Source organism: Thioalkalivibrio sp. ALJ16 (genome assembly GCF_000377345.1).
Classification (GTDB): domain Bacteria; phylum Pseudomonadota; class Gammaproteobacteria; order Ectothiorhodospirales; family Ectothiorhodospiraceae; genus Thioalkalivibrio.
The window spans coordinates 135,001-153,773 of the sequence record NZ_KB898041.1 but is presented as its reverse complement, the minus strand read 5'-3'; the positions used below and the strand labels follow the sequence as shown (position 1 = coordinate 153,773).

The following is an 18,773-nucleotide window of genomic DNA, read 5'->3' as shown; positions in this document are numbered from 1 at the left end:
CTCCCGGCCGACAGGCTTGACAGCCCGGCGGCGCTTGCCTGAAATGATCCAGACTACGCAGCCCCGTCAGCCCGCCCACACCTGACCGCAGGCCATCCCGTTGCAAGAGATCCCGCTGTCCGTCCTGTTCGGCGCCCTGCTCGTGCTGTTTCTTTTGTCGGCGTTCTTCTCCGGATCGGAAACGGCGCTGATGGCACTGAACCGCTACCGCATGCGCCACCGCGCCCAGACCGGACACCGCGGCGCCGCGATTGCCGCCCGCCTGCTGGAACGGCCGGACCGCCTGATCGGACTGATCCTGCTCGGCAACAACTTCGTCAATATCCTGATCGCCCAGATCGCCACCTTTATCGGCTGGCGCCTGTTCGGTGATACCGGCGTGGCCATCGCCACCGGGGTGCTGACGCTGACCCTGCTGATCTTTGCCGAGACTGCCCCCAAGACGCTTGCAGCACTGCACAGCGAACGCGTCGCCTATCCCGCCGCCTGGATCTACTGCGGGCTACTGAAGGTAATGTGGCCTGTGGTCTGGATGATCAACGTCATGGCCAACGGCGTGCTGCGCCTGTTCGGGGTGCACATGAAGCCCGGGCAGCGCTCGGCCCTGAATACCGACGAGCTGCGCAGCGTGGTATCCGAGGCCGGCGCTCTGATCCCGGCCAACCACCAGCGCATGCTGCTGAACCTGCTGGATCTGGAACGCACCACGGTCGAAGACATCATGATCCCGCGCAACGAGATCGTGGTGCTGGACCTAAACGAACCGTGGAACGAGGTCGTCGAGCAGCTGGTGCACGGCAGCTTCACTCGCCTGCCCGTGGTCGAAGGCGAACTGGACCGGATCGTCGGCTTCCTGCACCGCCGCGACGTGATCCCGCTGATCGAACGCGACGAATTCGACGCCGACGACCTGCGCCAGATCCTCAGCCCGCCCTACTTCATCCCCGAGGGCACGGCGCTGAATCGCCAGCTGATCAACTTCCAGCAGCAGAAGAAGCGAATCGGCCTGGTGGTGGACGAGTACGGTGACATCGAGGGTCTGATCACACTGGAAGACCTGCTGGAAGAGATCGTTGGCGAATTCACCACCGACTCCCCGGCCATGAGCGACGACGTGCTGCGTCAGGAGGATGGTTCGGCGATGGTGGATGGCGGCATCCACCTGCGCGAGCTCAACCGCTCGCTGGGCCTGGAGCTCCCGGTGGATGGCCCCAAGACCCTGAGCGGTCTGATCGTCGAATACCTCGAAAGCATCCCCGAGGCACCGGCCAGTGTGCGCATCAACGACGTCGTGCTGGACGTCGTGCAGATCAAGAACAACACCATCCGCACCGTGCGCGTGGTCGCCCCGGACCTGCCCGCCACGCCTGACGAAAAGGACGCCTGATGGCGAAGGCAAAGACCCAGTATGTCTGCCGCGACTGCGGCGCGGTCAGCCCCAAGTGGGCCGGCCAGTGCGGCGACTGCGGCGCCTGGAACACCCTGGAGGAGGCCGCGCCGGCCAACCCGGCCGGGCCGCGCGGCGGCTACGCCGGCGAGGTCGCCGGCATCACCCGGCTCGGCGAGGTGGAAATGGCCGAGGTCCCGCGCACCGGGACTGGCCTGTCGGAACTGGACCGCGCCCTGGGCGGCGGGCTGGTGCACGGCTCGGTCGTACTGCTCGGTGGCGACCCGGGTATCGGCAAGTCCACCTTGCTGCTGCAGACCCTCGCCATGCTACCGGTCGGCGACACGCTCTATGTGACCGGCGAGGAATCCGCCCAGCAGATCAGCATGCGCGCGCGCCGCCTCGGGCTCGAGGTCGACGGGCTGCGCCTGCTGACCGAAACGCAGGTGGAGAACGTGATTGCTACCTGCGAGCGCGAACGCCCGCGCGTGCTGGTGATCGACTCCATCCAGACGCTCTACACCGCCGCGCTGCAATCCGCGCCGGGTTCGGTCGGCCAAGTGCGCGAGAGTGCCGCGGCCCTGGTGCGCCTGGCCAAGCAGCGCGGAATCACCGTGATCCTGGTGGGGCACGTGACCAAGGACGGCCAGCTCGCCGGCCCGCGCGTGCTGGAGCACATGGTCGACACCGTGCTGTATTTCGAGGGCGACCCGGACGGGCGCTACCGCATGCTGCGCGCGGTGAAGAACCGCTTCGGTGCGGTCAACGAACTGGGCGTTTTCGCGATGCTGGAGAACGGGCTCAAGGCCGTCTCCAATCCCTCCGCCATCTTCCTGTCCCGGCATCAGGGGCCGGTGCCCGGCTCCGTGGTGATGGTCACGCGCGAGGGCACTCGCCCCCTGCTGGTGGAGGTGCAGGCCCTGGTCTCCGAGAGCCACGCACCGCAGCCGCGGCGCATCACCGTCGGACTGGAGCAGAACCGCCTGACCATGCTGCTGGCCGTACTGCACCGCCACGGTGGCGTCGCGCTGTTCGACCAGGACGTGTTCATGAACGTGGTCGGCGGCGTGCGCGTCACCGAGACCGCGGCCGACCTGCCGATGCTCGCCGCCGCGCTGTCGAGCTTTCGCGACCGGCCGCTGCCGCAGGAGATGCTGGCCTTTGGCGAGGTCGGACTCGCCGGCGAGATCCGCCCGGTGCCGAACGGCGAGGAGCGCCTGCGCGAGGCGGCCAAACACGGCTACACGCGGGCGATCGCACCGGCGGCCAACGCGCCGCGCAAGCCCATCAAGGGCATGGAGGTGGTCGCGGTCTCGCGCCTTTCGGAGGTCCTCGACGCCCTTTAGCGGACAGCCCCACCCCCTTCCCGGCTGCTCCTGGTCCGTCGGTCGCGCCCGAACTTCAGCAGAAACTCCTGCTTATGGCACCGGTGCGTGATATGCGAGACATGGCCCGGCAAGTGATGGCGATTCGCCCGTGGCATGCCCCCCCCCCCCCCCCTGGAAGACCGATTTCCTCGCCAAAATGGCCGCGATAAGCGTAAATGAAACCCTCTATCGACCATTTTCCTCGGATCGTTCAGAGGCTTACCGTGGTCCGACCCTGTTATATGTGCTAGCGGAAGGTTGTCCGCTGCACGCGATTGTTAAGTTTGTTGCTCCTCGAGCTGCTTCAATGGAATTCCGTCTACATTCTTCCAGTTGGTTAGTCCGTTGGTGTTACCACCGCGTACAACACTGCCGGCAGTGCTTGGCGAGCCAAATTCAACGTCATCAATAAAAACGAGGTGATCTCCCTGTACCTGCAGAAGGCCCTTCTCAATCAGCTTTTCTCGCTTGTCTCGCATTCGCTTGGCAGATGGTCGATGCTCCAGCACAGCCTGGGAACCGGCAAAGACAATAAAGCCATTTGCCGTTCTTTTTCCCGTTGCAGTAAAACCCTTTATTTTGCAGTATAAAAGATCGTTCGACTCGCTGATTTGGTCTACTTTTTCAGTAAAATCGGGTATACCTAAAACAGGAAGGAGCTGAAGGCACTTTTCGAGAAAGATATCCATTTCTGCAGCATCGGACTCTGGCAGTCTTGCCCCACTGCTTGCAGAGTTCATCACAATTGTAGCGCCATTGTTTTTAGCTCTTTCGATTAGCAATCCTTCCAAGTAGCGGATATGAGCCTTAGTGAGGTTTTCGTCTTTCGAAACAAAAACTGTTGCAGCATTCCAAAAATCTTTAGCGGAATGCCCCTTCAGGCGGTTGGACACATTTTCCGCCTCGCCAATGTAGATTGTGCGATCGCCGTTGTCCGGATCCACGCCAGTAAGGAGATAAAAGCCTGGGCTCGATAGTTCCTCTCGCCTCAAAAGCTCCGAAATCTCGGTTCTCGGTGCGGCAATGGCCTTTCCTGACCAGTTAGAGAGCTCCGCTGTCCTGAGTCCGTTTGGTCTGCCATGAACCAAGAATATCTTTATCGTTGCTGCTTGCAATGAACACTCCCGAAAACTTCAAAGTAGATTAGACAGAATCTGTTATATCGGTGATATACAGAATCTGTATATCACCTGACCCTCGCCGCTCCGCCACTCTCTCTGGTGGGTTCTGTTCCGACAGTTTAGCCATGATCGGAACATGGCTAAAACGCGAGGTGAGCTGGTGGCGCCAGGAGGACGTGGTGGAAGCGGACACTGTTTGGGAGAGAAGCATCGGAACGTGCTGTTTTCAGGGGGTTAAACTCATGGTGGTCCACAGGTAAGCGGTCCGGGCGGAACGGTTTATCGCCGCACTCCCCGCGCGTTGCCTGGCGATACTCGGGGTGGAGGGCATTGTTGAGCACCGGCCCAGCGCGGGGCAGAAAATGGTCGGGACAGGGTTGGCAGTTCGGGTGGGGGCGGAGATGCTATACGGAATCTGTATAACGTCGTGAACCCAGAATGGATTGCACCGCCCGGCTGGAAGTGCTGGCGAGGTTCGGCACGCGCGCTTGAAGCGCAGCATGCCACCATGGCCGGGCGTTTGCGGCGGTTTCGTCGGACGATCAGGCCCAAGGGGCCGGGGCAACGCGGCTCCCGCCGCTCAGCTGCACGCGTCTTCGAGTGAGCGCAACGGCCGAAGGGAGGCAAGCACCTGAGGAGGAACCGGAACCCGCCGCGAGCCGGATCCACCGTGCCTGGACACGAAAAAGGCGCCCGGAGGCGCCTTTCCTGAAGCGGGCATAGGGACCGCTTCAGTTGACGGCGTCGAGGTCGGCCGCGAGCGACTCGCGCGCGCCCTCGGAGACGGCGTCCAGCCGATGGCTGTAGTTCTCGTGCTCCACCCCCATGGCAATGGCCGCCCCGGACTTCGCCGCGGTCACCATCTCCGGGGTCAGCTCGAAGCGCAGGAAGTGCACCGAGGAGGTCTTGTCGTCGGTCTCCCGATCCAGGTCCTCGTTCGCGATCGGGTAGACCTTGTCATGGCCTTCGACCTGCACGTAGGTCTTGCGCTCGATCCCGATCAGCTTGGACAGCTGCACCTTGCGCTCATCCACGTCCGGATACTCGACCATCATGGTCGCCTTCCAGTTGGAACCATCGGGGATCAGCGGATTGTAGGCATCCAGCTCGTCCTGGATGCCCTCGGCGTCGAAGATCTTCTCGACCCGCAGCATCTCCTGGATCTGGTACTGCATGGTCTTGCGATCCTCGAAGTGCAGGGTCACGGCCGGGCCCACCTGCACCACGCGATTGCGCTTGTGCTGCATAACCTCGGCCCGGAACTGGGGCCGCACCTCGTGGTACTTCTCCAGGGAATACAGGTCGTCACGACTCAGCTTGTCCACACTTGCCTCCATCTGCATATCGTCACCTCTGTCAGTCGGGCTGGCCCGCCGGGACGGCCGGCACCATCAGTGATCGTGATGGTGCCCGGTCTTGGTGTAGTCCTTGTCGGACCAGAGGTTGTCTTTCAGTTCGTGATCGAACACCGGGTTATGGCGGCGGATCCACTCCAGCACCATCGCCGCGTGTTCGATCTCCTCGTCGCGGTTGTGCGCGAGGATCGCCTTCAGTTCGTCGTCCTTGCAGGCGTCGATGCGCTGCTGGTACCAGTCCACCGCCTCGAGCTCTTCCATCAGCGAGACGATCGCGCGATGCATCTCGCGCGACTCGTCGCTCAGTTCCTCGACGGGTTCGTGGTAGCTGTCACTGGCCATGTCTTCTCTCCATTCCCGGGCACGTCTACCCGCCCGTGTCGCGTCCTGTGGGTCGAGCGCCGGCTACAGCCCGTAGGCCTGGCGCAACAGGGTCAGCGGATGCTCGGGCGCCTTATCCTCGCCCTTGCCCTGCAGTCCGTTCTCGATCATGTGGCCGGCCATCGGACAGTCGCTCGAGTAGTGATCGGACTCGGCCTTCTGCACGCGGCTGACCACGGGCCGGCAGATCTTGCTGGCCGTTTCGTAGAACTCGCTCTTCACGCCGTAGGTACCGTCGTGCCCGGAGCAGCGTTCGATCACGTCGATCTCGGTATCCGGCACCAGCTTCAGCAGGTCGCGGGTCTTCAGACCCATGTTCTGCACCCGCAGGTGGCAGGCCGCGTGGTAGGCAATCTTGCCGAGCTTCTCGGGGAAGTCGGTGTTCAGCTTGCCTTCCTTGTGGCGCTCCATCAGGTACTCGAACGGGTCGAAGATGCGATCGCGCACCGCGATCACATCGGCGTCGTCCGGGAACATCAGCGGCAGTTCCTGCTTGAACATCAGCACGCAGGACGGCACCGGGGCGACGATGTCGTAGCCCTGATCGATCATGCGCTTCATCGCCGGGATGTTGGCCTCCTTCGAGGCCTGAACCGATTCCAGGTCACCCAGCTCCAGCTTGGGCATGCCGCAGCATTTTTCCTTCTCGACCAGCGTGACCTCGATACCGTTGTGCTCGAAGACCTTGACCATGTCTTCGACCAGATGCGGCTCGTTGTAGTTGCCGTAGCAGGTGGCGTAAATAGCCACCTTGCCCTGGGTGGCACCGGCCGGCTCGGGATTGCTCACGCCCTTGGCGACCTTGGCCAGGCGCGAGCGGCCCTTGTTCGAGTGGTATTCGGGGACCGGGGCCTCCGGATGCACGCCCATGGTCTTGTCCAGCAGTTTGCGCATCGCGCCATTCTTGTTTGCGGCGTTCACCGCGCCGGCGACCACCGGGATGCCGGCCAGCTTGCCGACAGTGTCGGTGCTGGACATGAACTTGTGCGAGGCCTTCGCACCCTCTTTCTGGAAGCGCACGGCCTTGGCCCGCAGCATCAGATGCGGGAAGTCGACGTTCCATTCATGCGGGGGCACGTAGGGGCACTTGGTCAGGTAGCACAGATCACACAGGTAGCAGTGATCGACCACCTTCCAGTAGTCCTTCTTGTCGACGCCATCGACCTCCATGGTCTCGGATTCATCGACCAGGTCGAACAACGTGGGGAAGGAGTTGCACAGGCTGACGCAGCGCCGGCAGCCGTGGCAGATGTCGTACACCCGCTCCAGCTCGGCGAACAACGATTCCTCGTTATAGAACTCGGGATTCTTCCAGTCCAGCGGATGGCGGGTCGGGGCTTCAAGACTTCCTTCACGTTGGTGCGTCGGCGCAGACATGCATCCCTCCGGTGTCCGTATCAGTACGATGCTTCGAGGGAAACACGGAACAGCTTGCGGGGCGAGGCGCAGACCGTCGCGCCACACGCTGTTCCGTATTTCCCGGAAAACGAGGCCGGCGAACCGGCCTCGCGTGCTTCCGTTACTGCAAGACGATCAGTCGTCCAGCTGGTCCAGGGCCTTCTGGAAGCGGTTGGCGTGGGAACGCTCCGCCTTGGCCAGGGTCTCGAACCAGTCGGCGACTTCGTCGAAGCCTTCGTCACGGGCGGTCTTGGCCATGCCCGGGTACATGTCGGTGTACTCGTGGGTCTCGCCGGCAACGGCGGTCTTCAGGTTCGCCGCGGTGGAGCCGAACTCCAGGCCGGTGGCCGGATCGCCGCAGCTCTCGAGGTACTCGAGGTGGCCGTGGGCGTGGCCGGTTTCACCTTCCGCGGTGGAGCGGAACACGGTGGCCACGTCGTTGTAGCCTTCGACGTCCGCCTTGGAAGCGAAGTACAGGTAACGACGGTTGGCCATCGATTCGCCGGCGAAGGCTTCCTTCAGGGCTTCTTCGGTCTTGCTGCCTTTCAGTTCCATGGTGCTCTCCTTCTCTCTCGTGGGTTCTACACAACCACAGGTATGCCTGTGCAGACGGTCATTTAGACTGGGTCTAAACCGTGTGAAAACTCTAGTCGGCACCCGATTCACTGTCAACCGGATTGCCCCGCTGGAAATGGGGGCGAATCCGCGATTCTCAAGTCCCGACGACCCGCCGCCTTTCCTCGGGCGAGCGGATCGGCTACTTTCTCACCTTTTCGCCCCGGTGATCCATCCTATGTCCGACGCCCCCGCCGACAGCCCGGCCGAATTCGAAGCCAGCCTCGAGGCCCTGGAGGCCCTGGTTGCACGCATGGAGTCCGGCGAACTGGGCCTCGAGCAGTCGCTGGAGGAGTTCCAGCGCGGCATGCAGCTGGTCAGCCGCTGCCAGAAGGCCCTGGACGACGCCCAGAAGCGCATCGAGGCGCTTGCCGCCGACGAAACCGCGGCCTCCGGGAATGCAGACCCCGCACCGAGCCCAAACGTTCCCGGGCAAGGCCCCGGTTCCACCGACGAAATCCCGTTCTAGAGGGACTCTCTTGGCCGACTTCGACCCCGCCCAGGCGCTCGGTGAATACCAGCGCCGGATCGAGAGCGTTCTCGACCGGCAGCTGGCGCCGGAGGCAACCCCGGATGCCCGCCTGATCGAGGCGATGCGCTATGCCACCCTGTCGGGCGGCAAACGCCTGCGCCCGGTGCTGGTGTATGCCGCCGGCGCCACGACCGGCGCCGATGACGATGTGCTGGACGCGATGGCCGCCGCGGTGGAGATGGTGCATGTCTATTCCCTGATCCATGACGACCTGCCAGCCATGGACGACGACGACCTGCGCCGGGGCCGCCCGACCTGCCACAAGGCCTTCGACGAGGCCACCGCGATCCTGGCCGGCGATGCCCTGCAGGCCGCCGCATTCGACACGCTGACCGCCGGCGTCCGCCACCTGCCCGGAACCACCGCCCTGGATGCCCTGGCGGAACTGGCCCGCGCCGCCGGCCTGTACGGGATGGCCGGAGGCCAGGCGATCGACCTGGGGGCCTGCGGCAAGCCGATCGACGTGGCCGAACTGGAACGTATGCATCGGCTGAAGACGGGCGCCCTGATCCGGGCCTCGGTGCGACTGGGCGCGCTCGCCGGGAACCCGACCCCGGACACCCTTGAGCGCCTGACGCGTTACGCCGAATGCATTGGCCTGGCCTTTCAGATCCGCGATGACGTACTCGACGTGGAGGGCGACCCGGAAGTCCTCGGCAAGGCCTGCGGTGCGGATGCCCGGCTGGACAAGGCGACCTTCCCCTCGCTGCAGGGCCTGGAGGCCTCGCGCGAACGCGCGGTGGCCCTGGTCGACGAGGCGCTGGCCGAGCTGCAACCCTTCGGCCAGGAGGCGGACTTGCTTCGCTTCCTCGCGCGGTACATCGTCGACCGCATGAACTGACTTGGCCCGATCATGACTCCCACCCCCCTGCTGGATGCAATCGAATGGCCCGCCGACCTGCGGGCACACCCGGCCTCGGAACTGCCCGGGCTGGCAGGCGAGCTGCGCCAGTTCCTGATCGAGAGCGTCTCGCGCACGGGCGGGCACCTGGCCGCCAACCTGGGCACGGTGGAGCTGGCGATCGCGCTGCACTACGCGTTCAACACGCCGGATGATCGCATCGTCTGGGATGTGGGCCACCAGGCCTACGCGCACAAGATCCTGACCGGGCGGCGGGCCGGAATGGCCAGCCTGCGCCAGTACGGCGGACTGGCCGGATTCCCCAAGCGCGCGGAGAGCGAGTACGACGCCTTCGGGGCCGGGCATTCCAGCACCTCGATCAGCGCGGCCGCCGGGATGGCCCTGGCCGCCAGGCACGCGGGCCTGGACCGACGTCATGTGGCGGTGATCGGCGACGGGGCGATGACCGCCGGCATGGCCTTCGAGGCGCTCAACCATATCGGCGATCTCGACTGCAATCTGCTGGTCATCCTGAACGACAACGACATGTCGATCTCGCCCAACGTCGGCGCGATGAACCAGTATTTCACCCGCCTGCTGTCCGGACGCATCTATAGCTCGGTGCGCGAGGGCTCCAAGCGCATGCTGGAGTTCGTCCCGCCGGTGAAGGCCTTCGCCGAGCGTGCCGAGGAACACATGAAGGGCATGCTCGTGCCCGGAACGCTGTTCGAGGAATTGGGTTTTCGCTACTTCGGGCCGGTGGACGGACACGACGTGAGCGGCCTGGTATCGATCCTGAAGAATCTGCGCGGCGGGCACGGCCCGCAGCTGCTGCATGTGGTCACGCGCAAGGGCCAGGGCTACGCCCCGGCCGAGGAAGACCCCTGCCGCTACCACGGGGTCTCGAAGTTCGAGCCGGAAAACGGCCTGAAGCCCTCGGGCCCGAAGGCCCCGACCTATACCGACATCTTCAGCCAGTGGCTGTGCGACCAGGCCGCGGCCGACGAGCGCCTGCTGGGCATCACCCCGGCGATGCGCGAGGGCTCCGGGCTGGTCGCCTTCTCCGAGCAGTTCCCCGAGCGCTACTTCGATGTCGGCATCGCCGAGCAGCACGCGGTCACGCTGGCGGCCGGCATGGCCTGCGAGGGGCAGAAGCCCGTAGTCGCGATCTACTCGACATTCCTGCAGCGGGCGATGGACCAGGTGATCCACGACGTCGCCCTGCAGAACCTCCCGGTGCTGTTCGCGGTGGACCGCGCGGGGATCGTCGGCGCCGATGGCCCGACCCATGCCGGCACGTTCGATACCGCGCTGCTGCGCAGCGTCCCGAATATGCTGTTGATGGCCCCGTCCAGCGAGCGCGAGTGCCGCCAGATGCTGTCCACGGGCTACGCCCACGACGGCCCGGCCGTGGTGCGCTATCCGCGCGGCGGCGGCTCCGGGGTCCTGCCGGAAGGGGGCAGCGAGGACCTCGAGACCCTGCCGATCGGGCGCGCCGAGGTCGCGCGCGAGGGTCGGGCCCTGGCGATCCTCAGCTTCGGCGCGCTGCTGGAGACCGCCCTGGCCGCCGGCGAGGCGCTGGACGCCACCGTGGTGAACATGCGTTTCATCAAGCCGCTCGACACCGAACTGCTGGCGCGGCTGGCCGCCAGCCACGAACGCTTCGTCACGCTCGAGGACCACGCCCGTGCCGGCGGCGCCGGCAGCGCGGTGCTGGAGTGGCTCTCCGCCGAGGGGCTGGCCCTGCCCTGCCAGGTCCTGGGCATCCCGGACGCCTTCACCGAACACGGCTCGCGCGAGCAGGTCCTGGCCGACTGCGGCCTCGACACCGACGGCGTGCTGACCGCGATTCGCCGCGCATCCGGGCAGGAGAATTGCGCGGACGCCGGCAGCCGGATAGGCTTCGCGGGCTGACATAACCCCGGCCGGAGACGGCCGCTCGCCCGGAAAAGATCATGAGTGCCCGCTACACCCTCCGCGTCCTGACCGACTTTGCCTCCGCGCATACCCTGCGCGACTACCCGGGGCAGTGCGCGAACATGCACGGACACAACTGGAAGGTGGAGGCCGAGGTCCAGGCCGAGACCCTGGACGACACCGGCATGGCGGTGGACTTCAAGGTGGTCAAGACCGCCGCGCGCGAGATCGCCGGGCAGCTGGATCACCGCTATCTGAACGATGTCCCGCCGTTCGACACGGTCAACCCGACCGCCGAGAACATCGCACAGTGGTTCTTCCGCCAGATGGCGGAGCGCCTGAACCGCCCGGGCCTGCGCATGCATGCGCTGACCCTGTGGGAGACCGACCGCGCCTGCGTACGCTACAGCGAGGACGGCTAGCCCCGCCCCGCAATCAATGACGGGGCGCCGGCAACAGCCCCTACAGATGATTCGAGGCGTAGTCCGCCAGCCGCGAGCGCTCGCCGCGGGTGAGCGTAATATGGCCACTGTGGGTCCAGTTGCGGAAGCGGTCCACCACGTAGGTCAGGCCGGACGAGGTCTCGGTCAGGTACGGGGTGTCGATCTGCGCGATGTTGCCCAGCGCCACCACCTTGGTGCCCGGCCCGGCGCGGGTGATCAGGGTCTTCATCTGCTTCGAGGTCAGGTTCTGCGCCTCGTCGAGGATGATGTAGCGGCTGAGGAACGTGCGCCCACGCATGAAGTTAAGCGAGCGGATCTTGATGCGGCTGGTCAGCACATCGTTCGTGGCCGCCCGGCCCCAGTCGCCCGCACCTTCGGACTTGGCGAGCACCTCGAGGTTGTCCATCAACGCACCCATCCACGGGGTCATCTTTTCCTCCTCGGTCCCGGGCAGGAAACCAATGTCCTCGCCCACCGGGACCGTGACCCGGGTCATGATGATCTCCTTGTAGGTGTTGTCCTCCAGCGTCTGTGCGAGCCCCGCGGCCAACGCCAGCAGGGTCTTGCCGGTGCCGGCGGCCCCCAGCAGTGAGACAAAATCCACCTCCGGGTCCATCAGCAGATTCAGGGCGTAGTTCTGCTCGCGGTTGCGGGCATTGATGCCCCAGACGCTGTGGCGCGGGGTCATGTAATCGTCCACCAGCTCGATCACCGCAGACTCGTTCGGCTGGTCGATCTCCAGCACGATCGCGGACAGCGGATTCTCCCCCTCGCGGTAGACGAATTGATTGGGCTGCCACTCCGCGACCAGCGGCCCGGTGACCCGGTAGTAGGTCCGACCGGACTCCTGCCAGGAGTCCATCCTGGTCCCGTGGGTCTCCCAGAAATCCGCCGGCAGCTCGGTCATGCCGGAGAACAGCAGGCTGACATCGTCCAGGACCTGGTCGTTGTAGTAGTCCTCCGCGTGCAGGCCGATCACCGCCGCCTTGATGCGCAGGTTGATGTCCTTGGACACCAGCGTGACCGGGGTATCGGGGTATTCGGACTTCAGCGCCTGAGCGGTGGCGAGGATGTCATTGTCGGCCGAGGACCCTGGCAGGGAGGCCGGCAGGCTGGCGTTGAGGTTGCGGGTCTGGAAGAACAGACGCCCGCTGGGTGCAAACGTCGACTCGCTGAGGGAGTCGGCCTGCAGTGGCAGCCCGGCGGCGATCTGTTCGTGCTGGGCGCCGGTGGTGAGTTCGTCGATGAAGCGCGAGACCTGGCGCACGTTGCGCGCGACCTCGGAGACCCCCTTCTTGCCACGGTCGAGTTCCTCAAGCACGACCATGGGCAGGAAGATGTCGTGCTCCTTGAAGCGGAACAGCGCCGTGGGGTCATGCATCAGGACATTGGTGTCCAGGACAAACAGGCGTTTCGGGTCCTCCGGTGTTTCGCTCATGGCGTCTCCTGGGCCGGGGTGGGTCGCAGACTGCCGGGTACGGGCCGAGACCGCCCCCGGCTCAGTTTCCTGCCAGTTCGCGCACCGCCGCCAGCACCTCGTCGACATGCCCGGGCACCTTCACCTTGCGCCATTCCCGGCGCAGGACCCCGTTCGCGTCGATCAGGAAGGTGGACCGCTCGATGCCGCGCACCTGTTTGCCATACATGTTTTTCATCTTGATGACATCGAAGGCCGCGCACAGCTGTTCATCCCCGTCGCTGAGCAGGTCGAAGGGAAGCTCCTGCTTCTGGCGAAAATTCTCGTGGCTTTTGACGCTGTCCCGCGACACCCCGAGGATCACCGCACCCGCGGCCTCGAACGCGGCCAGGTTCGTGGCGAAATCGCGGCTTTCGTTGGTGCAGCCCGGGGTATTGTCCTTGGGGTAGAAGTACAGCACCACGATCCGGCCGCGAAAATCGCCCGGCCCCAGTTCCTGCTCGCCCGTGGCGGGAACTCGCAGGTCGTCGGGTACGGTCTGGTCGATGGCAATGCTCATATCGGGCTACTCCGTTGCTGGGTGGGACATGGGCGCCGGCACCGGTCAGGCCTTGATCGGATCCAGCACACCATCCACGTTCAGTTCGTCACAAAAGTCCATGAACTCGCCACGCAGGCTGGCGAGATGCTGGCCTGCCGGGATCTCCACCACCATGTTCGCCGCGAACATACGCGCACCCGTCTGCTGCGCAACATATACCCGCGTCTGCACGTCGCGCAGATTCACGGCACGGCTGGTAAAGAAATCCGCCAGGGCATTCAGCAGGCCCGGGGCGTCCAGCGCCACCGCATCAACGGCGTAGGGCATCGCGGCTTCAGGGCGCTCCTCGAGCGGACCGCGCCGGGCCACTACAACTAGACCCATCTCCGCCTCCAGGCGTTCCAGGCGCGACTCCAGGGTTCCCAGGGTCTTCCAGTTGCCGCTGGCACTAAGGGCCATGCAGCAGTAGCCATCCATCACGGTAATGCGGCTGGCCTCAAGGTTGCATCCGGTGTCCACCACAACGCGGGTCACACTGGAAACCAGCCCCGGCTGGTCCGGTCCGATCAGGTTGAGGATCAGGTGCGTATGGGCTCCGGTGCCCATCACCTCAGCCATGGGGCACCCGCCGGGCCGTTGCGGAGCGGATTACGGGCGACGGGCCCGGGTATTCTGGCTTGAAATCGGCATCGGGCATGATGGCTGGCAACATACCACCTCGACCCCGCGCCGCCAACGGCGGCAGGGCTGCGAACACCGCGCTAACCATCCGCGACCGCCACCCGCATCGCGCGGACGCCGGGAATCTTGAACGCCCCGTCACCGGCCCGTTAGACTGCACCATTACCGTTGTTGGAGGAGTCGATGTTTCAAGGCAGCATGGTCGCACTGGCGACCCCGATGCACGCCGACGGCAGCCTGGACTGGCCGGCGCTGGATCGGCTCCTGGAGTTCCACATCGAGGCCGGCACCGACGCCATCGTGACGGTCGGCACCACCGGCGAGTCCGCGACCCTCGATTTTGACGAGCACTGCGAGGCCATCGCCCACACGGTGAAGACCGTGGCCGGACGCCTCCCGGTCATCGCCGGTACCGGTGCGAACTCGACGCGCGAGGCCATTGCACTAACTCGCTGCGCCAAAGAGGGCGGCGCGGATGCCTGTCTGCTGGTAACGCCCTACTACAACAAGCCGACCCAGGAAGGACTCTATCTGCATTACAAGGCGGTCGCGGAAGCGGTCGACATCCCGCAGATCCTTTACAACGTGCCCGGTCGTACGGCGGTAGACCTGCTCCCGGAAACGGTAGAACGGCTGGCCGAGATCCCCAACATCATCGGGATCAAGGAGGCCACGGCAAGCAACGAGCGCACGGCCGATCTGGTAGCGCGGGTCGGCAACCGGATCGATCTCTACAGTGGCGACGACGGCAATGGCCTGGCCTTCCTGCTGGCCGGTGGCCACGGCATCATCTCGGTGACCGCGAACGTCGCCCCGCGCCAGATGGCCGCCATGTGCCGCGCCGTACGCGAGGGACAAGCGGAGCAGGCACGCGAGATCAATCGCCAGCTGGACGGCCTGCACTCGGCTCTGTTCCTCGAGGCCAACCCGATACCCGTCAAATGGGCGTTGCACCGTATGGGCCTGATGGAGGAAGGCATCCGCCTGCCGCTGACACCGTTGTCCGAACCCTTCCATGCGCCGGTCCTGGATGCAATGCGCCAGGCCGGCATAGAGGTCTGAAGCCTGACATGAAACAACCTTCCAAGCTCCATCGCCACGCAACGCGCACCGCCCTGGCCCTGGCTACGGGCCTGGCCATTGCCGGCTGCTCCACCTCCGGCGACCGTCAGAGCGGCCCGCAGTACGAAATGAGCCGCCAGATGGAGAACCTCGAGGTCCCGCCGGACCTGATTGCCCCCGACAGCGAGCGCGCCTACCGGATCCCGGACGACCCCGGCGGTCGCGTGAGCGCCCGCGAGATGGAACAGGACTCCGCCGCCCGCCAGCAGCAGCGGCAACCCGCCGACCCGGCGGCACCAGTACGCAGCGATGCCCGCGTGCTGCCCGAATCGGCCGAGATCGCCCTGATGCGCGAAGGCAACGTGCGCTGGCTGAGTGTCGAGGCGCCGGCCGAGGAACTCTGGGACCAGCTCACTGCGTTCTGGGACAGCCAGAACCTGCGCCTGGAACGCAACGAGCCGCAGATCGGCATCATGCAGACGGAATGGGCCGAAGATCGCGCCGGCATCCCGCTGCGCGGCACCCAGAACATCTTCGCCCGGGCCCTCGGCAACGTCTACGACGCCACGACCCGCGATCAGTATCGCCTGCGTATGGAACGCGAAAACGGACGTTCTGCCATCTACATTTCGCACCGCGGCGCGGCGGAAGAGCCCGAGGGCGAGACCTGGCGGTGGGCCATGCGACCGTCCGACCCTGGCCTCGAGGCCGAGATGCTCAACCGGCTGCGCGTCTTCCTTGCCACCGGCGAGGTGCCGGAGGGTGGAGCGCGCGTGGCCGAGACCCTTGCCGACCGGCCCACCGAGCTGCACCAGGCAGAACACGAGGGGCAGCCCGTTCTGGTCATGGGCGGCGAGCTCGACCGTCTATGGTCGCAGATGGGGACGTACCTGGATCGCGCCGGGCTCCTGGTGGACGAACAGGACCGCAACAGCCGCACCTTCGATGTGACCTATCGCCCGGACATGATCGGCGAAGGCGAACGCGGTGGCTTTTTCGGTCGCATCTTCGGCCGCGGCGGGGACCGGCGCGAAAACGAACGCTACCAGGTCCGCCTGAGCGAAACGGGCGACGGCGACCTGCGCATCGAGGCCCGCGATATCGACGGCGAACCGCTGCGGCGGCGCGACGCCGAGTTCGTACTCGAGCGCATCGAGCGACAGATCCTTCGTTAGTCAGTCGCGAGCGTCTCTGGCGTTCGCCCTGCGCGCATGATTCGGTTCTGTTCTCTGGGCAGCGGAAGCTCCGGCAACGCCCTGGTCGTCGAAATCGGCCAGACCCGCCTGCTGGTCGACTGCGGCTTCTCCGTGCAGGAGCTGGAACGCAGGCTGGCCCGCGTTCAGCTCAGCCCCGAACACCTGAGCGCGGTACTCGTGACCCACGAGCACGCGGACCACATCGGCGCCGCCGGCCCCCTGTCCCGCCGCTACGGACTCACTGTCTACACCAGTCCGGGCACGCGCATCGCGGCCCGGGACAACCGCTTTGCGCATGTTCAGGAAATTCAGGCCGACTCACCGTTCGAAATTGACGACGCCTGGGTCCATCCCTATACCGTTCCGCACGACTCTCGCGAGCCCACACAGTTCGCGATCTCGGACGGGGCTCACCGCCTGGTACTGATGACCGACGCCGGCCACATCTCCCGCCACATGGTCGAGATCGCGGACCAGGCGCACGCACTCCTCCTTGAATGCAACCACGACCCGGCCATGTTGCAGGCCGGACGTTACCCACCGTCCCTGAAACGGCGGATCGCCGGCGGATATGGCCACCTGCCCAACCACGCCGCGACCGAACTGCTGCAGCGAATGGATCGCACGCGGTTACGTCACGTAATCGGCATGCACCTGTCCACCGACAACAATCAAGAGGCGCTCGCGCGTGCGGCCCTGGCCTGTGGCTTGGGATGCGCGACCCACGAGACCGAGATCGCCACCCAGGACGAGGGCTTCGGCTGGCGCACAACGGCGGCCGCCTGACGATCTCGCACGCCAAGCCGCGACAGGTCCTGGAAGAACCCTCCTCCCGTCACCCCATCTTCTTCGGCGCCAGCACGCGTCAACCCACCGCGCCCATGCGGCTCCACAAACCCCCCTTGCAAGTTCGCGGGCATGGGACGAAAAACCCCCAATTTTTCTGAACAAGGCGGCCTCCGGGTGAGTCACACCGGGAGGACATCGACTTGATCGAACTAAGCGCGGCCGACGGCGGCTCAACCTCCCCATGACATGCAACCACGTTGCACAAATCGGCCTTCACCGCAGGCACGACCGAGCCTCGCGCGCCACGCCGGTTTCACCCGTCGCTACCGCCGAGATTCACGCAGAAAATACAGTCCCGCGATCACAAATATCACGCCAATAACCTTGGCCCAGAACCCGCCAAATCCCGCACCCTCCCGCGGCGCGATCGGCGTAAACGCAACCTCGCCACCCAGGATGGCGTAAACCCCCAGCCCCAGTAACACCAACCCCACGATCACCAGACCGCCGTCCGTACGCTTGCGCCCCATCACCGGACCTCCTGTTTCGTTGTATCAAAACCCGTGACGGCCAGCCCCACCCCGGCATTTTTGCCGGCCATAAAAAAAGCCCGACCCCCAAAACGGGGGCCGGGCTTTTCGGATTAATGCCTGGCGGTGACCTACTCTCACATGGGGAAGCCCCACACTACCATCGGCGCAGAGCAGTTTCACTTCCGAGTTCGGGATGGGATCGGGTGGTTCCTACTCGCTATTGCCGCCAGACAAACTGGCCAGACCTCGCGCCCATGCGCGGGATCTGAATTCGGAATGCAATCTAGGCTTGTGTACTTGGTGATGTGTCAGACGAGACCACCAACACTTTGGGTGTTATATGGTCAAGCCGCACGGGCAATTAGTACTGGTTAGCTTCACACGTTACCGCGCTTCCACACCCAGCCTATCAACGTTGTAGTCTTCAACGGCCCTACAGGGACCTCAAGGGTCCAGGGAGATCTCATCTTCAGGTGGGTTTCCCGCTTAGATGCTTTCAGCGGTTATCCCTTCCGCACTTAGCTACCCGGCAATGCCACTGGCGTGACAACCGGAACACCAGAGGTGCGTCCATCCCGGTCCTCTCGTACTAAGGACAGATCCTGTCAAATCTCCGACGCCCACGGCAGATAGGGACCGAACTGTCTCACGACGTTCTAAACCCAGCTCGCGTACCACTTTAAATGGCGAACAGCCATACCCTTGGGACCTGCTTCAGCCCCAGGATGTGATGAGCCGACATCGAGGTGCCAAACACTGCCGTCGATATGGACTCTTGGGCAGTATCAGCCTGTTATCCCCGGAGTACCTTTTATCCGTTGAGCGATGGCCCTTCCATACAGAACCACCGGATCACTAAGACCTGCTTTCGCACCTGCTCGACGTGTCTGTCTCGCAGTTAAGCACCCTTATGCCTTTGCACTCGTCGCGCGATTTCCGACCGCGCTGAGGGTACCTTCGCACTCCTCCGTTACTCTTTGGGAGGAGACCGCCCCAGTCAAACTACCCACCACACACGGTCCCCGACCTGGATTACAGGCCTGGGTTAGAACTCCAAACTTGCCAGGGTGGTATTTCAAGGGTGGCTCCACCGAGACTGGCGTCCCGGCTTCAAAGCCTCCCACCTATCCTACACAAACAAGTTCAAAGTTCAGTGTGAAGCTGTAGTAAAGGTTCACGGGGTCTTTCCGTCTAGCC

General features: G+C 64.5%; 18 protein-coding genes, 2 rRNA genes and 1 pseudogene (1 of these 21 running past the window's edge). 9 read left to right on the top strand and 12 right to left on the bottom strand.

The annotated features are described in order from the left end of the window. The first annotated feature begins 100 nt into the window (after nucleotides 1-100). Together D000_RS0106780 and radA are read left to right on the top strand one after the other, a co-directional pair. Nucleotides 101-1,387 carry an HlyC/CorC family transporter gene (locus tag D000_RS0106780; protein WP_018872781.1) on the top strand — a complete coding sequence of 429 codons (1,287 nt, stop codon included), beginning with the start codon at nucleotides 101-103 and terminating at the stop codon, nucleotides 1,385-1,387. Continuing rightward, on the top strand, nucleotides 1,387-2,733 hold the full coding sequence (gene radA, locus D000_RS0106775; RefSeq protein ID WP_018872780.1) for a DNA repair protein RadA: 1,347 nt from the start codon (nucleotides 1,387-1,389) through the stop codon (nucleotides 2,731-2,733). Before D000_RS0106780 ends, radA begins: the two co-directional genes overlap by 1 nt. A gap of 35 nt (nucleotides 2,734-2,768) precedes the next feature. Here the strand turns inward: radA and D000_RS14165 are convergent. From D000_RS14165 to D000_RS0106755, 6 genes and pseudogenes are all read right to left on the bottom strand, one after another. Next, nucleotides 2,769-2,870, bottom strand: a pseudogene (locus D000_RS14165) (transposase); the annotation flags it as partial. Nucleotides 2,871-3,032: 162 nt separating this feature from the next. Continuing rightward, nucleotides 3,033-3,869, bottom strand: coding sequence for a GIY-YIG nuclease family protein (locus D000_RS13830; RefSeq protein ID WP_081616648.1), 837 nt, complete (start codon nucleotides 3,867-3,869; stop codon nucleotides 3,033-3,035). Between the two features lie 737 nt (nucleotides 3,870-4,606). Beyond that, the gene (locus tag D000_RS0106770) at nucleotides 4,607-5,218 is read right to left on the bottom strand and encodes a DUF3501 family protein (RefSeq protein ID WP_018872779.1); all 612 of its coding nucleotides are present in this window, start codon (nucleotides 5,216-5,218) and stop codon (nucleotides 4,607-4,609) included. Nucleotides 5,219-5,266: 48 nt separating this feature from the next. Beyond that, entirely contained in the window at nucleotides 5,267-5,572 is a 306-nt protein-coding gene (locus D000_RS0106765; RefSeq protein WP_018872778.1) for an encapsulin-associated ferritin-like protein, read from the bottom strand. Nucleotides 5,573-5,635: 63 nt separating this feature from the next. After that, nucleotides 5,636-6,988: a heterodisulfide reductase-related iron-sulfur binding cluster gene (locus D000_RS0106760; RefSeq protein ID WP_018872777.1), complete on the bottom strand. Its 1,353-nt coding sequence runs from the start codon at nucleotides 6,986-6,988 to the stop codon at nucleotides 5,636-5,638. A 156-nt stretch (nucleotides 6,989-7,144) separates the two neighbouring features. Then, entirely contained in the window at nucleotides 7,145-7,564 is a 420-nt protein-coding gene (locus D000_RS0106755) for a rubrerythrin family protein (RefSeq protein ID WP_012981831.1), read from the bottom strand. Nucleotides 7,565-7,802: 238 nt separating this feature from the next. On the opposite strand from D000_RS0106755, the gene D000_RS0106750 reads away from it, so the two are divergent. The 4 genes from D000_RS0106750 to queD are packed head-to-tail and all read left to right on the top strand — an operon-like array spanning nucleotide 7,803 to nucleotide 11,336. After that, complete coding sequence (locus tag D000_RS0106750) at nucleotides 7,803-8,093, top strand: exodeoxyribonuclease VII small subunit (RefSeq protein ID WP_018872776.1); 291 nt, start codon at nucleotides 7,803-7,805, stop codon at nucleotides 8,091-8,093. A gap of 10 nt (nucleotides 8,094-8,103) precedes the next feature. After that, entirely contained in the window at nucleotides 8,104-8,997 is an 894-nt protein-coding gene (gene ispA, locus D000_RS0106745; RefSeq protein ID WP_018872775.1) for a (2E,6E)-farnesyl diphosphate synthase, read from the top strand. A 12-nt stretch (nucleotides 8,998-9,009) separates the two neighbouring features. Beyond that, entirely contained in the window at nucleotides 9,010-10,911 is a 1,902-nt protein-coding gene (dxs, locus tag D000_RS0106740; protein WP_018872774.1) for a 1-deoxy-D-xylulose-5-phosphate synthase, read from the top strand. Between the two features lie 41 nt (nucleotides 10,912-10,952). Further along, nucleotides 10,953-11,336 (top strand): 6-carboxytetrahydropterin synthase QueD, encoded by a 384-nt coding sequence (gene queD, locus D000_RS0106735; RefSeq protein ID WP_018872773.1) that lies wholly within the window; start codon nucleotides 10,953-10,955, stop codon nucleotides 11,334-11,336. 40 nt (nucleotides 11,337-11,376) lie between these two features. Here queD and D000_RS0106730 read toward each other — a convergent pair whose 3' ends face one another. The 3 genes from D000_RS0106730 to D000_RS0106720 form a co-directional block, all read right to left on the bottom strand. Further along, nucleotides 11,377-12,795 carry a PhoH family protein gene (locus tag D000_RS0106730; protein WP_018872772.1) on the bottom strand — a complete coding sequence of 473 codons (1,419 nt, stop codon included), beginning with the start codon at nucleotides 12,793-12,795 and terminating at the stop codon, nucleotides 11,377-11,379. Nucleotides 12,796-12,856: 61 nt separating this feature from the next. Beyond that, nucleotides 12,857-13,333, bottom strand: coding sequence for a peroxiredoxin (locus tag D000_RS0106725; RefSeq protein WP_018872771.1), 477 nt, complete (start codon nucleotides 13,331-13,333; stop codon nucleotides 12,857-12,859). 45 nt (nucleotides 13,334-13,378) lie between these two features. Further along, on the bottom strand, nucleotides 13,379-13,933 hold the full coding sequence (locus D000_RS0106720) for a glycine cleavage system protein R (RefSeq protein ID WP_018872770.1): 555 nt from the start codon (nucleotides 13,931-13,933) through the stop codon (nucleotides 13,379-13,381). A gap of 246 nt (nucleotides 13,934-14,179) precedes the next feature. Here D000_RS0106720 and dapA point away from each other — a divergent pair, with 246 nt between their 5' ends. The 3 genes from dapA to D000_RS0106705 are packed head-to-tail and all read left to right on the top strand — an operon-like array spanning nucleotide 14,180 to nucleotide 17,040. Next, nucleotides 14,180-15,058, top strand: a complete 879-nt coding sequence (dapA, locus tag D000_RS0106715) for a 4-hydroxy-tetrahydrodipicolinate synthase (protein WP_018872769.1) — start codon at nucleotides 14,180-14,182, stop codon at nucleotides 15,056-15,058. 8 nt (nucleotides 15,059-15,066) lie between these two features. Next, nucleotides 15,067-16,233: an outer membrane protein assembly factor BamC gene (gene bamC, locus D000_RS0106710; RefSeq protein ID WP_018872768.1), complete on the top strand. Its 1,167-nt coding sequence runs from the start codon at nucleotides 15,067-15,069 to the stop codon at nucleotides 16,231-16,233. A 36-nt stretch (nucleotides 16,234-16,269) separates the two neighbouring features. Continuing rightward, nucleotides 16,270-17,040 carry an MBL fold metallo-hydrolase gene (locus D000_RS0106705; protein ID WP_018872767.1) on the top strand — a complete coding sequence of 257 codons (771 nt, stop codon included), beginning with the start codon at nucleotides 16,270-16,272 and terminating at the stop codon, nucleotides 17,038-17,040. Between the two features lie 326 nt (nucleotides 17,041-17,366). Here the strand turns inward: D000_RS0106705 and D000_RS0106700 are convergent, their stop codons facing one another. The 3 genes from D000_RS0106700 to D000_RS0106690 form a co-directional block, all read right to left on the bottom strand. Beyond that, complete coding sequence (locus D000_RS0106700) at nucleotides 17,367-17,573, bottom strand: hypothetical protein (protein WP_018872766.1); 207 nt, start codon at nucleotides 17,571-17,573, stop codon at nucleotides 17,367-17,369. Nucleotides 17,574-17,691: 118 nt separating this feature from the next. Beyond that, a 5S ribosomal RNA gene (gene rrf / locus D000_RS0106695) occupies nucleotides 17,692-17,807 on the bottom strand. A gap of 109 nt (nucleotides 17,808-17,916) precedes the next feature. Then, nucleotides 17,917-18,773: ribosomal RNA gene (locus tag D000_RS0106690) — 23S ribosomal RNA — on the bottom strand; it runs 2,023 nt beyond the window's last position.